Raw genomic sequence first — 13258 nt, forward strand, 5'->3', positions numbered from 1 at the left:
AGGCGGCATGGGCCGTATCGCAGCACTTACCAGAAACCCGGTCATGATCGCGCTGGTGGCGATGCTCGCCATCGCCGGTTGCGCCTCGAAGAAGACGCCGAACAATGCCGCCGACCTCGGCCTCAACGGCGCCGGCGCGGCAACGCCAGGCTCGGCGCAGGATTTCACCGTCAACATCGGCGACCGCATCTTCTTCGATACGGACTCGACCTCGATCCGTGCCGACGCACAGACGACGCTGTCGCGCCAGGCGCAGTGGCTGAACCAGTACAAGCAGTATGCCATCGTCATCGAAGGCCATGCCGACGAACGCGGCACGCGCGAATACAATCTGGCACTTGGCGCCCGCCGTGCCGCCGCAACTCGCGACTTCCTCGTCGCCAAGGGGGTCTCGGCCAGCCGCCTGAAGACGATTTCCTACGGCAAGGAGCGTCCGGTCGCGGTGTGCGACGACATCTCCTGCTGGTCGCAGAACCGTCGTGCGGTCACCACGCTCAGCGGCGCCGGCTCCTGAGGCATCGTGCACCCGATCGGCGCGTCAAAAGAAGGCGTGGCGGTCTAGCGACAAAAATGCAACACACCCTTGCGAAAGGCGGCCCCGGGGCCGCCTTTTTCATATCCGGAGGCCCGAAACAAAATTTGGCCGAAGTCTCGGCTCCTGCTATGAGCCGAGGGCGCTTGGCTGGTCCCACTCTGATTGGAAGGCGCGAACAAGCTAACGAAATCACTGCGAGAGGCACATGCATTTGAGATCGGTTCTGAGCGGCACGCTTGCGCTGCTGCTCCTATCAGGCGTCACCGCCCCGGCTAGCGGCTTGGGAGCGAGCGGCACAGGGCAATCAACCGACAGCGGCTTTTCCTTCCATCTGCCCAGCATCGAATTGCCCAGCATTTTCGGTCAAAAGAAGAAACCGGATCAGGTTCAGCTGGTGCAGTCCGACGGTACCGCCGTGACCGGGCTGGAAGAGCAGCTGCGGCAGATGAACGGCAAGATCGAGGAACTCAATTTCCAGGTCCTGCAGATGCAGGAGCAGATCCGCAAGCAGCAGGAAGACAACGAGTTCCGCTTCCAGCAGCTTGAGGGCGGCACGCAAGGCGGACAGCCGCCGGCACAAAAGAAATCGGACGCCACCACCACCGATACCAACACCGATGACGTGGCGGCGGCCCCGGCAACGCAGGCGCCGGGCGATGCGGGCACCGCGCCCGCCGCCGGCCAAGACGTCATCGTCGAATCGCCCAATGGCGACCCCGGCAAGGTGATTCCCGGAACGGGAGCGCCGGAAAAGACCTTCGGCACAATCACCGTCGACAAGAACGGCAATGTCGTCGATGCCGGCGGCAGCACCCAGGCGACTGCGCCGGTGCAGGACACCGCTCCCGCCACCGGCGCCCCGGCCAAGGCCGGCAAGTCCGACGGCACGGTGGTGGCGGCACTGCCCGCCACCAACGACCCGGAGGAGCTCTACCGCAACTCCTATCAGTTCATCCTCTCGGGCGACTACAGCACCGCCGAGCAGGGTTTCCGCGACCATATCTCCCGCTTCCCACGGGATGCGAAGGCGGCGGATGCGCATTACTGGCTTGGCGAGTCCTTGCTTGGCCAGCAGAAATACCGCGACGCGGCCGAGACTTTCCTCGCCGCCAGCAAGGATTACCCCAAGGCCAAGAAGGCTCCCGACATGCTGCTGAAGCTTGGCGTGTCGCTGGTCGGCCTCAAGCAGCATGACGTGGCCTGCGCCACCTTCAGCGAGATCGGCAAGCGCTACCCCGATATCTCCGGTGCGCTCAAGGAACGCGTCAAGCAGGAGAAGGCTCTGGCTGCCTGCTGATGCCTGGCACCGAGCCTGACCTTTCGAAGAGCCTTTTTTCGCATATCGATTTTACCAACGGCGCTGTTGCGGCCGTGTCCGGCGGCAGCGACTCGACCGCCCTGCTCCTTCTTCTCAAACGACATCTCGACCGCACGGCGCCGGCAACGAAGCTGCTGGCCGTGACCATCGACCACGGTTTGCGACCCGGTTCGGCTGAGGAAGCGCAGGCGGTGGCGAAGCTGTGCGCCGCGCACGCAATTGCGCACCGCATCCTGGCATGGTCAGGCCCCAAGCCGTCGACAGGTCTGCCCGCCGCGGCACGGGAAGCGCGCTACTGGCTGTTGGCCGAGACAGCGCAAGCGGAAGGCATCGGCCTGATCCTGACCGGCCATACCGCCGACGACCAGGCGGAGACGGTGCTGATGCGGCAAGCCCGCAAAGAGGGATTGGCGCGTGATGAGGGCCGAGGCCATGCCGACACGGCAGGCCGGGGACTAGCCGGCATGGCGCCGGCCACTCTTTATGACTGGCGCAGCTGGATCGTGCGGCCGCTTCTTGGGGCACGGCGCGCGGCCTTGCGCGACGTCCTGTGGCGTCAAAATGTCGGCTGGACCGACGACCCGACCAATGCCGACAAGGCTTTCGAGCGGCCGCGCCTGCGCGCCACGCTCGCCGACGCGGAGGGGGCGCAGCGCATCGATGATGCGCTGGCGCTGGCCGCGCACGAAGGCGACGCGCGCCGGCAGCTTGGGCTGGTGGCCGCGGACTTGATCCGCCGTTTCGCGACCCAGCCGGCGATGGGGCTCATTCGTCTTGATCCCGCCTTGCTGAACGCCGGCGAGGACCGGGCGGCCGTCTATGCGCTGCGCCTTCTGCTGGCCACGACCGGCGGGATAGCCTTCCTACCGGACCAGGCCCGCAGCGAGGCGCTGTTTGGCCGGCTGAAGGCCGGATTTCTTTGCGCCACATTGTCGCGGACGGTTGTCGATTCCCGGCGCGTCGGCATCTTCCTGCGCCGCGAGGCGCGCGGTCTGCCGCCCGCCGCCGCAGTCACCGAGGGCGCCCTCTGGGATGGCCGGCGACACATCACATTGAACGACAGCGGCGGCGCATTGTTGATCGCGCCGTTTGGAGCAATCGCGGCCAAGCGACTGGCGATCGGTGAAGGAAAAACCCCACCAAGCCTGGTGCGCGCCGCGCTCGCCGGCGAGCCGGCGCTGTGGCAAGCCGGTGAATGCCTTGGTTTGCCGGGGGATAGCCGGGCGCCCAGGGTGGTGGAGGCGCGGCCGACCGTTGCCCCCTTTGCCCACTTCCTGCCGTCCTTCGATCTGGCGCCGGCGCTGGCCGTCGCCGAACTGGTTGGCGCTGCGCCGGTCCTGCCCTTGCCTTTCGGCGGCCACAGTGCCGGATGATGATGGGCTAAAGCTTAACCCAGACGTGCTGTTCTGCTTGGCAAGGGGAGGCGCTCTCCCTATGTTAGGCGCAAGTTTCCTCTCATGACGCGTGTCCGCCCCGCGGACGCCAACGGGACAATTGATGAATCCGAACTATCGCAACCTCGCGCTCTGGGCGATCATAGCGGTCCTGCTCATCGCCCTGTTCAATCTGTTCCAGACGCCGCAGACGCGAGGGGCTTCCAGCGATGTGCCATATTCGCAGTTCCTGCAGGACGTCGCGGCGGGCCGGGTCAAGACGGTGACCATCGCGGGTGCCCGCATCACCGGCACCTACACCGACAACGCCAGCGGCTTCCAGACCTATTCGCCAGGCGATCCGTCGCTGGTCTCGCGGCTGCAGGACAAGAACGTCACCATCAATGCGCGGCCTGAGACCGACGGCTCCAATTCGCTGTTCGGCTATCTGATCTCGTGGCTGCCGATGATCCTGATCCTCGGCGTGTGGATATTCTTCATGCGCCAGATGCAGTCCGGATCCGGGCGCGCCATGGGCTTCGGCAAGTCGAAGGCCAAGCTTTTGACCGAGGCGCATGGCCGCGTCACCTTCCAGGACGTTGCCGGCGTCGATGAAGCCAAGGAGGATCTGGAAGAGATCGTCGAGTTCCTGCGCGATCCGCAGAAGTTCCAGCGGCTCGGCGGCAAGATTCCGCGCGGCGTGCTGCTTGTCGGCCCTCCGGGAACCGGCAAGACGCTGCTCGCCCGCTCGGTCGCCGGCGAAGCCAACGTGCCGTTCTTCACCATCTCCGGTTCGGACTTCGTCGAGATGTTCGTCGGCGTCGGCGCTAGCCGCGTCCGCGACATGTTCGACCAGGCCAAGAAGAATGCGCCCTGCATCATCTTCATCGACGAAATCGACGCGGTCGGCCGCCATCGTGGCGCCGGTCTTGGCGGCGGCAATGACGAGCGCGAGCAGACGCTGAACCAGTTGCTGGTCGAGATGGACGGCTTCGAGTCCAACGAAAGCATCATCCTGATCGCCGCCACCAACCGGCCCGACGTGCTCGACCCGGCGCTGCTTCGACCGGGCCGCTTCGACCGCCAGGTGGTGGTGCCGAACCCTGACATCGTCGGCCGCGAGAAGATCCTCAAGGTGCATGTGCGCAATGTGCCGCTGGCGCCCAATGTCGACCTCAAGGTCGTCGCTCGCGGCACGCCGGGTTTCTCCGGTGCCGATCTGATGAACCTCGTCAACGAATCGGCGCTGATGGCCGCGCGGCGCAACAAGCGCCTGGTGACCATGGCCGAGTTCGAGGACGCCAAGGACAAGATCATGATGGGCGCCGAGCGTCGTTCGTCGGCCATGACCCAGGCCGAGAAGGAGCTGACCGCCTATCACGAGGCCGGCCACGCCATCCTGGCGCTCAACGTGCCGTCGGCCGATCCGCTGCACAAGGCCACCATCATCCCGCGTGGCCGGGCGCTCGGCATGGTCATGCAGTTGCCGGAAGGCGACCGCTATTCGATGAGCTACAAATACATGATCTCGCGGCTCGCCATCATGATGGGCGGCCGCGTCGCCGAGGAGTTCAAGTTCGGCAAGGAAAACATCACCTCCGGCGCCTCCTCCGATATCGAGCAGGCGACCAAGCTGGCGCGCGCAATGGTCACGCGCTGGGGCTTTTCCGACAAGCTCGGCCACGTCGCCTATGGCGACAACCAGGAGGAAGTGTTCCTCGGCCATTCGGTGGCGCGCACGCAGAATGTCTCGGAAGAGACCGCGCAGATCATCGATGACGAAGTGCGCCGCCTGATCGACGAGGCCTATTCGACGGCAAAGTCCATCCTGACCAAGAAGAAGAAGGAATGGATCGCGCTGGCGGAAGGGCTGCTCGAATACGAGACGCTGTCCGGCGAGGAGATCAAGCAGTTGATCGCCGGGCAGAAGCCTTCGCGCGACCTCGGCGACGACACGCCGCCAAGCCGCGGCTCGGCCGTGCCGAAGTCCGGCGGCCGCCGCAAGAAGGGACCCGAGCCCGAAGGCGGCATGGAACCGCAGCCACAAAGCTGACAAAGACCACTGATTTCAAAACAAACGCCGCGGCCTCAACCCGCGGCGTTTTGCTGTTCGGCGTTGGTCACAGGCCATGCGGCGCGGGCACGCTTGCCTTGCCCTGGCGCTGCCCGTCGGTCCGGCCGGCATGTTGCTTGCCCCATCTGGCGAGCGGGATCAGGGCATTGTCCAGCTCGATGCCGAATTCGGTGATCGAGTATTCGACCCTGGGCGGCACTTCGGGGAAGACCTCGCGGTGGACGATGCCGTCGGCCTCCATCTCCCTGAGCTGCTGGATCAGCATTTTTTCACTGATGTCGGGCACCAGGCGCTTCAGTTCACCGAAGCGCGCCGGCGCCTTGTGGATCTGCCAGAGCAGCAACGCCTTCCATTTGCCGCCGATCACCTCCAGCGCCGGCCCCAATCCGCAACTGTCTGGCTGTTTCTTTCCCATGTTTCGTCCAATTCTGAGCAATCGGTAGGTAGCTTACATTTTTGTCGGTACTTGAGAAAAACCAAGCCGGTCCATAACTTCAAACCAGATCGCCGGCACCGGCGAACAGCACAACAACATATCGGTACCTTGCTTCGGCCTGCAAAGGCCGTCGGCGGTCGGATTTTGGCAAAAAAGGATGGATCATGACACGATACGCAAACAACAAGGCCGTGGTGATCGGCGGAACGCACGGCATGGGGCTCGCCGTCGCCGAGGCCCTGGTCGACGGCGGCGCCGACGTGCTGGTCACCGGCCGCGATCAACGCAACATCGAAGCGGCCCGCGCGAAGTTGTTTTCGCGCGCCCATGTCGTGCAGTCGGACATCGGCAATATGGCCGATATCGTCACGCTCGGGGCTGAAGTGGGACAGAAGCTCGGCCAGATCGACTTCCTCCACATCAATGCCGGGGTTGCCAATCTCGAACCGGTGGAGCGGGTCACCGAGGACAGCTACGACCACATTTTCAACATCAATACCAAAGGCGCGTTCTTCACCGCGCAGCGCCTGCTGCCGCTCATCAAGGATGGCGGCGCCATCGTCTTCACGTCATCGATTGCCGATGAATCCGGCAGCGGCGGAATGAGTGTCTACTCCGGATCGAAGGCAGCACTTCGGGCTTTCGCCAAGGTTCTCGCCGCCGAGCTTCTGCCGCGCCGGATCCGCGTGAATGTGGTCAGCCCCGGCTTCATCGACACGCCGACGATGGGCGTGGCCAGCGCTTCCCCCGAGGAGCGGGCTGCCTTCATGGCGATCGGCGACGCGGTCACCCCAATGAAGCGTCACGGCACCATAGAGGAGGTGGCGCGTGCGGTGCTGTTCCTGGCTTTCGATGCAACCTTCACCACGGGCGCCCGGCTGACCGTCGATGGCGGCCTTGGGCAGGATCTGAGCCCCTTGCCGGCGTGACCCGGCAAACCCGAACCGCGGAGACACAAGATGAGCGATATGACTGTAATCGGCCTTGGCGCCATGGGCACGGCTCTCGCCGAGGCCTTCCTCAACAAAGGCTATGCGGTGACGGTGTGGAACCGTTCGCCGGCGAAGGCGCATGCTTTGGCGGCGAAGGGCGCGATCATGGCTGCGAGCGTGGAGGATGCCGTCAGGTCGAGCCCGCTGATCGTGGTGTGCCTTCTGGTCTACGATACGGTCCACGAGGCGCTTGCTCCCGCGCGGGAAGAGCTGTCTGGCCGCACATTGGTCAACCTCACCAACGGCACGCCCGAACAGGCGCGGGCGACGTCGCACTGGGCCGCCACGCACGGCGCCAACTATGTCGATGGCGGCATCATGGCGGTGCCGCCGATGATCGGCGGGCAGCACGCCTTGATCCTCTACAGCGGCTCCAGGCAAGCTTTCGACGCGCACTCAAAACAACTCGATGCGCTCGGCACAAGCAAATATCTCGGCGAGGATGCCGGCCTGGCACCGCTTCAAGATATCGCGCTGCTGGCCGGGATGTATGGCCTGTTCGGGGGCGTGATGCAGGCGCTGGCGCTGACAGGATCCGCGGGAATTGCGGCCGGCGAATTCATGCCGCTGCTGATGTCATGGCTGCATGCGATGCAAGGCGGATTGCCGAAATGGGCGGAGCAGATCGATGCCGGCGATCACACCAGCAATGTCGTCTCCAATCTCGGCATGCAGGCCGATGCCTATGCCAATCTGATCGATGCCGGCACGGCGGCAGGCATCAGCAGCGAACTCGTACTGCCGATGCAACGCCTGATGAAGCGCGGCGTGGCCGCCGGCAAGGCTAACGCCGATCTCACCAGCCTGGTCGAGCTTCTGCGGTCACCGGAACAGGTCGATTGAAGTTGTTTGAACGCAACAAAAAGCCCGCGAAGCGGACGCCTCGCGGGCCTTTTGTTTGTCCAGCTACGTTAAGCTCAGGTCTTCAGTTTGGCGTTGCAGAGGCTGTAGAAGCCGCCGCCCTTCTGGATCCACTTGAGGCCGCCAAGCGCGTTTGCGTCCTTGAGGGCATAGTACTGGTCGAGACAGGTATGCATGCGGCCCTTTCCGGGGGTCTCGCTGGCATATTTCGGCGAGATCGCGGACGGGAACGTGACGCCCTTGGGCGCAACCGTCGTCGGCTTCGCCGGCTCCTTGGTGTAATTTGCCTCGCTCGGAGCCGGCACCGTGTCGTCATCCGACGCGGCGGCGCCGCATTCGGTCTTGCGGAAGTCGTTCCACTTCATGCCTTTCAGCGTGTTGGCCGTCTTGGCAGCCTGATACTTGGTGCTGCATTCGGCCATGGTCAGGCCCTTGCCCCCGCTGTCGACGGGAGCCGCGGCAGCCTTGGTGGTTGCCGGCTTGGTGTCGGCGGCGGCGGATGCGCCGGCGGCGCATTCGGCCTTGCGGAAGTCGTTCCACTTCATACCATTCAGTGTGCCGGCAGCCTTCGCCGCCTGGTACTTGGCGCTGCATTCCTTCGCCGTCAGGCCCTTGGCCGTGCCGTCGGCCGCCGCGGCGGTGGCCGCCTTGGCTGCCTTGGCCGGCTTCGTTTCGGCTGCCTTCTTGGTTTCGGCCGCCTTCTTGGTGTCGGCTGGCTTGGTGGTGGCGGCGGCGTCGGTGCCGCACTGCGCCTTGCGGAACTGGTTCCAGGTCGCCCCGGCAAGTGTTCCCGCGTCCTTGGCGGCATTGTACTTCGTGCTGCACTCGGCCATCGTCAGTGCGTTGGCTGGCGCGGCCAGGAACAAGGTCGCGACGGCGAGGCCGGTCAAAGTGGCAAGTCGGTGGATGAGCATAGCGTTTCTCCGTTGCAGCAGCCCATGATACGTCCCTGCGAATCAATAACGCTCAACGGTCGGTTGCGCCAGATGCTAAGTGGCGTATATATCGCCCAAGGCTGGCTGCTCCCGACAAGGTGATGAAATTGTTGCCGGTTGCGGGCTTCAGAGCAAGATTTTCCAGGTGCATCCGCGCGGAAAGACTCGCATGACTGGTATATTGCAGCGTGGCAGTCTCGGCATGTTTGGTTGCAATCAGGTTGTGTGCGATGCACAACAATGATTTTCTAAGGATTGGTAACGTACAATCACACAATGTGATCATGGCGCCCTGGCCAATTGTGGCATGACGCGCCGGGGAAGAACCGTCGAGGAATCTGGTTAGCATGGCAGGGAATTATTTCGGCACGGACGGCATTCGCGGGCGCGCCAACAAGTTTCCGATGACCGCTGAAATCGCGATGCGGGTTGGCATGGCCGCCGGCCTCTCGTTCCAGCGCGGCAGTCATCGTCATCGCGTCGTGCTCGGCAAGGACACCAGGCTTTCCGGCTACATGATCGAGAATGCGATGGTGTCCGGCCTGTGCGCCGCCGGCATGGACGTCTTCCTGCTCGGCCCGATCCCGACGCCAGCGGTCGCCATGCTGGTGCGCTCGCTGCGCGCCGATATCGGCGTCATGATCTCGGCCTCGCACAATCCCTATTACGACAACGGCATCAAGCTGTTCGGCCCCGACGGCTACAAGCTCTCCGACGAGATCGAGGAGCGCATCGAGGGCATGCTGGACAAGGATATCGACCTGGCGCTCGCCGATTCCGACGGGCTTGGCCGCGCCAAGCGCGTCGACGGCGTGCATGACCGCTACATCGAATTCGCCAAGCGCACCTTGCCGCGCTCGATGTCGCTCTCGGGCCTCAGGATCGTCGTCGATTGCGCCAATGGCGCGGCCTACAAGGTGGCGCCCGAGGCGCTGTGGGAACTGGGCGCCGAAGTCGTCGCCATCAATGTCGAACCCAACGGCTTCAACATCAACAAGGAATGCGGCTCGACCCATCCCGCCGGCCTGCAGAAGAAGGTGCACGAAGTGCGCGCCGACATCGGCATCGCGCTCGACGGCGATGCCGACCGTGTCGTCATTGTCGATGAAAACGGGGCGATCGTCGATGGCGATCAGATCATGGCGCTGATTGCCGAATCCTGGCACCAGAGCGGGCGGCTTGCCGGCGGCGGCGTCGTTTCGACTGTCATGTCCAATCTCGGCCTCGAGCGCTTCCTCGGCGGCATGAAGCTGCAATTGCACCGCACCAAGGTCGGCGACCGCTATGTCGTGGAGCATATGCGCGCGCATGGGCTGAATGTCGGCGGCGAACAGTCGGGCCATATCGTGCTGTCGGATTTCTCGACCACCGGCGACGGCCTCGTTTCGGCGCTGCAGGTGCTGGCCTGCATCAAACGGCAGGGCCGGCCGGTCAGCGAACTGTCGAAAAAGTTCGAACCGGTGCCGCAGCTCCTGAAGAACGTCCGCATCGCCGGCGGCAAGCCGCTCGAGGAAGCGCCGGTCAAGGCAGCCATCGAAGACGCCCGTCACCGCCTGGGCAAGGCCGGGCGGCTGGTCATCCGGCCATCCGGCACCGAGCCGCTGATCCGCGTCATGGCCGAGGGCGACGACCCGCAACTGGTCGAGGCGGTCGTCAACGACATCGTCGAAGTCATCTCGGAAACGCGCAGCGCCGCCTAGCGCGCCCGCAGATTGTCGCGCCGTAGCATTTCCATTCGCTCAAAGCCCGCCCTTCCGGCGGGCTTTTTGTTGGCCGGCGGCTGATCTCGGGCCGCGTAAATCCCGCGCCGGAACTCCGAAGTTTCGAGATTCGTGGTTAAGCAACAGGGTTAAACGCCTTTTAACCTTTGCAATTCATTATCCACGACTGAAAGCCAATCGCATTCGGACGCGATCGCCGTTCCGAACTTCCTGGGGGTGACAAGCATGTTCAATACAGCAAGAAGGGCCCTGTTCGCCGCGCTGTTCGCGGGCCTGGCCTGGCCGGTGTTCGCAGCCGACCTTCCGGAGCCGGTGGTCGAGGAAGCGCCGCCTCCGGTTTACGAGCAACCGGCCGAAGTCGGCGGCTGGTATATTCGCGGCGACATCGATTATCACAAGTCGAAAGTGCGCGGCATCGACTATATGACCTACACCATCGATCCCTGTAACTGTACGGTCACGCCGGGCAGCAAAAGTTTCGACTTCGGCAAGCTCAAGGGCGGTTTCTCGCTCGGCGGCGGCGTCGGCTACAAGGTCAACGACTACTTCCGTACGGATCTGACCGCCGACTACTGGTTCAAGTCGAACTTCGACGGCGGCACCTCGGATCTGCTGACGACCTCGACCGAAGTGTCGAAAATGAGCGCCTTACTGCTGCTCGCCAACGCCTATGTCGATATCGGCACCTGGCACGGCATCACGCCTTACGTCGGCGCCGGCATCGGCGGCGCGCACGTCAAGTGGGACACCGTCTCCGACCCGAACACCACCGAGACCAACCCCGGAGCGTCCAACTGGCGCTTCGCCTACGCCCTCATGGCCGGCGCTTCCTACTGCCTGACCGACAAGGTCATCCTGGATGCCGGCTACCGCTTCTCCCATATTCAGGGCGGCCGCATGTTCGAATGGGATGCGAGCAGCGCCGGGCCAGGCTTCGATCACGGCTTCAACACCCACGAAGTGCGCGGTGGCCTGCGCTATCAGTTCGGCGGCAACAACGGGTGCAGTGTACCGGTGGCCTACCAGCCTGAACCCGAGCCGATCTACACCAAATAAGACTTTCCTGCCTCGAATGCTCGCGAACCGCCCGGCATCAGCCGGGCGGTTTTCGTTTTGGCTGGTGCCAATGAAGCGCCTGGAGCGTCGCCTCGAAACGAAGGTCATTTGGGCGATCTGCGTTAGCGAAATGAATTCGCTAACGCTCTATTAGGTCGTGAACCCATAAATGGGAATGAGGGAGATGGGTGAAAAGCGATCATTGCGTCGTTTGACCGATCGCACATATTGTCGAGGAATGACTGAACTCGCATTAGAACCCGGCGGCGGATTGAGAGGTCTTCCGATTGGATCAACCAAAGGAAGCGTTCGGACATTTTTCGGTGATAAGCACCAGCCGTTTAAGCGTACACCCGAAGGCAATCCGACAGATTATTGGGCGGATGCAGGCGTTTTTGCCTACTATGATTCTGACGAGCGCCTGGAGGCCTTGGAGTTTGCAAGCCCAAGCAACCCGACGTTGAACGGATTGGCTCTTATCTCGGTATCGATGGGCGAAGCGACACAGATTCTCCAATCTCTCGACCCGAAGTTACGCTTGGGGCCGGATGGCGCAACCTCAACGCAGCTTGGTATAGGCGTCTGGTCCTCGACGGGCGAAGCCGATCAACCTGTGATGTCCGCGATAACATTCGGACCGGGCTACTACGATTAGGCTGTGGCGCGGAACGTCTGATTTTGATGGGTTTGCCAACTCGCTTCCATATCGCGCGGGATTGTGATTCAGGCTCTACATGAGCCGATATGACCTGACCGACTTCGAGTGGCGCGTGATCGAACCGCTGTTACCCAACAAACCTAGTACCTCTGCACAGAGGTTATGACTCTTTGGAAGTCGGCTTGGGATAGGCTTTGGCCATCTTAAGGCGTGCGTTTTCGGTAGAGAACATCCAGTTGATGCGAGCGCCACTGGTGTTTCGCAGGTGCTCCCAGGCAGCGGTCTCCGCGACGAGGCGATCATAGCTATTGATGCGACGATCGAGGCACTGGCCGCGCAGGACGCCGATTTCGATCTCGACCATGTTGAGCCAGCTGGCGTGTTTGGGCGTGTAGTGGAATTCCAGCCGTCGAAGGACGCGTCGCGCCTGTGAAGCAGGCAGAGCCTGGTAGAGCGCGGCGGCCGAGTGGGTTGACAGATTGTCGAGCACCACCCTGACGCGTTCGGCCTGCGGGTAATGGATATCGACGAGGTCGCGCATGCAATGGGCAAAGTCTTCCGCGGCGCGCCGCTCGGTGACCTTGACTTTGCGCCAGGAGCGGTGTGCGTCGAGGAAGACGAACAGGTTGGCGGTGCCGTTGCGCTTGTACTCGCAGTCATACCGCTCAAGCCGGCCCGGTTCGGCCGGGATCGGCTGTCGCACCTCGCCGATGAGTTGGGTCGGGCTTTCGTCGAAGCACACCACCGGTCGCTTCGGGTCCGGTGCCTCGGCATAGAGGTCGAGCACGTCCTCCATGCGCGCGACATACTCGGCGTCGACCTTGGGGATGCACCACATGTCCTTGCGCCAGGGCTTGAGATCGTTGTCTGCCAAGCGTCGGCGCACCGTCTCGCGCGACAGTTCCTGGTGATCGGTCAGCTTGACGAACTCACCGGCCAGCAGTTCCAGGGTCCAGCGGGCGCGGCCCGGCGGCGGACTGGAACAGGCGGTGGCCACCAGCAGGGCTTCTTCCTTGCCCGTCAGCTTGCGTTGCGCGCCTGCGCGTGGCTCTTCGCTGAGCGCCGCCTCCAGACCCATCTCCACGAAGCGGCGCTTGGTGCGATAGACAGTGGAGCCGCCGACCACCACCGTCGCGGCAATGGCCTCGTCACCCAAGCCCGCGTCGACGGCGAGCAGGATCTGCGCCCGCTTGAGCTTGCGAGCCGGCTGCTTGCCGCCTGCCAGCATCGCTGTGAGTTCATCGCGTTCGGGTTGGTCGAGATCGACACGATAGCGTAGATTCATCCAGAAAGCCTCCT

At 63.4% G+C, this 13258-nt stretch carries 12 protein-coding genes; 9 read left to right on the top strand and 3 right to left on the bottom strand.

The genetic code is table 11. The features are described 5' to 3' along the window. Positions 1-7 precede the first annotated feature (7 nt). The 4 genes from pal (at position 8) to ftsH (ending at position 5279) form a co-directional block, all read left to right on the top strand. Positions 8-514, top strand: a complete 507-nt coding sequence (pal, locus tag ACFSQT_RS25700) for a peptidoglycan-associated lipoprotein Pal (RefSeq protein WP_292188173.1) — start codon at positions 8-10, stop codon at positions 512-514. A gap of 226 nt (positions 515-740) precedes the next feature. Further along, positions 741-1832 carry a tol-pal system protein YbgF gene (ybgF, locus tag ACFSQT_RS25705; protein ID WP_379023403.1) on the top strand — a complete coding sequence of 364 codons (1092 nt, stop codon included), beginning with the start codon at positions 741-743 and terminating at the stop codon, positions 1830-1832. Further along, complete coding sequence (tilS, locus tag ACFSQT_RS25710) at positions 1832-3226, top strand: tRNA lysidine(34) synthetase TilS (RefSeq protein ID WP_379023405.1); 1395 nt, start codon at positions 1832-1834, stop codon at positions 3224-3226. The genes ybgF and tilS overlap by 1 nt, the downstream gene beginning before the upstream one ends. 124 nt (positions 3227-3350) lie before the next feature. Continuing rightward, positions 3351-5279 (top strand): ATP-dependent zinc metalloprotease FtsH, encoded by a 1929-nt coding sequence (ftsH, locus tag ACFSQT_RS25715; protein WP_379023407.1) that lies wholly within the window; start codon positions 3351-3353, stop codon positions 5277-5279. 67 nt (positions 5280-5346) lie between these two features. Here the strand turns inward: ftsH and ACFSQT_RS25720 are convergent, their stop codons facing one another. After that, the gene (locus tag ACFSQT_RS25720) at positions 5347-5715 is read right to left on the bottom strand and encodes a winged helix-turn-helix transcriptional regulator (protein ID WP_379023409.1); all 369 of its coding nucleotides are present in this window, start codon (positions 5713-5715) and stop codon (positions 5347-5349) included. A 185-nt stretch (positions 5716-5900) separates the two neighbouring features. On the opposite strand from ACFSQT_RS25720, the gene ACFSQT_RS25725 reads away from it, so the two are divergent. Both ACFSQT_RS25725 and ACFSQT_RS25730 read left to right on the top strand, forming a co-directional pair. After that, positions 5901-6665, top strand: coding sequence for an SDR family oxidoreductase (locus tag ACFSQT_RS25725; RefSeq protein WP_379023411.1), 765 nt, complete (start codon positions 5901-5903; stop codon positions 6663-6665). A gap of 30 nt (positions 6666-6695) precedes the next feature. After that, positions 6696-7571 carry an NAD(P)-dependent oxidoreductase gene (locus ACFSQT_RS25730; RefSeq protein ID WP_379023413.1) on the top strand — a complete coding sequence of 292 codons (876 nt, stop codon included), beginning with the start codon at positions 6696-6698 and terminating at the stop codon, positions 7569-7571. 74 nt (positions 7572-7645) lie between these two features. Here the strand turns inward: ACFSQT_RS25730 and ACFSQT_RS25735 are convergent, their stop codons facing one another. Next, complete coding sequence (locus ACFSQT_RS25735; protein ID WP_379023415.1) at positions 7646-8503, bottom strand: hypothetical protein; 858 nt, start codon at positions 8501-8503, stop codon at positions 7646-7648. A gap of 368 nt (positions 8504-8871) precedes the next feature. On the opposite strand from ACFSQT_RS25735, the gene glmM reads away from it, so the two are divergent. From glmM to ACFSQT_RS25750, 3 genes are all read left to right on the top strand, one after another. Further along, complete coding sequence (glmM, locus tag ACFSQT_RS25740; protein WP_379023417.1) at positions 8872-10224, top strand: phosphoglucosamine mutase; 1353 nt, start codon at positions 8872-8874, stop codon at positions 10222-10224. A 246-nt stretch (positions 10225-10470) separates the two neighbouring features. Further along, complete coding sequence (locus ACFSQT_RS25745) at positions 10471-11301, top strand: outer membrane protein (protein WP_379023419.1); 831 nt, start codon at positions 10471-10473, stop codon at positions 11299-11301. A gap of 184 nt (positions 11302-11485) precedes the next feature. After that, the gene (locus ACFSQT_RS25750; protein WP_379018079.1) at positions 11486-11956 is read left to right on the top strand and encodes an RNA-binding protein; all 471 of its coding nucleotides are present in this window, start codon (positions 11486-11488) and stop codon (positions 11954-11956) included. Positions 11957-12119: 163 nt separating this feature from the next. Here the strand turns inward: ACFSQT_RS25750 and ACFSQT_RS25755 are convergent, their stop codons facing one another. After that, entirely contained in the window at positions 12120-13244 is a 1125-nt protein-coding gene (locus ACFSQT_RS25755) for an IS630 family transposase (RefSeq protein ID WP_379016738.1), read from the bottom strand. Between the last annotated feature and the right edge of the window lie 14 nt (positions 13245-13258).

This window comes from Mesorhizobium calcicola (genome assembly GCF_042682105.1).
Classification (GTDB): domain Bacteria; phylum Pseudomonadota; class Alphaproteobacteria; order Rhizobiales; family Rhizobiaceae; genus Mesorhizobium; species Mesorhizobium calcicola.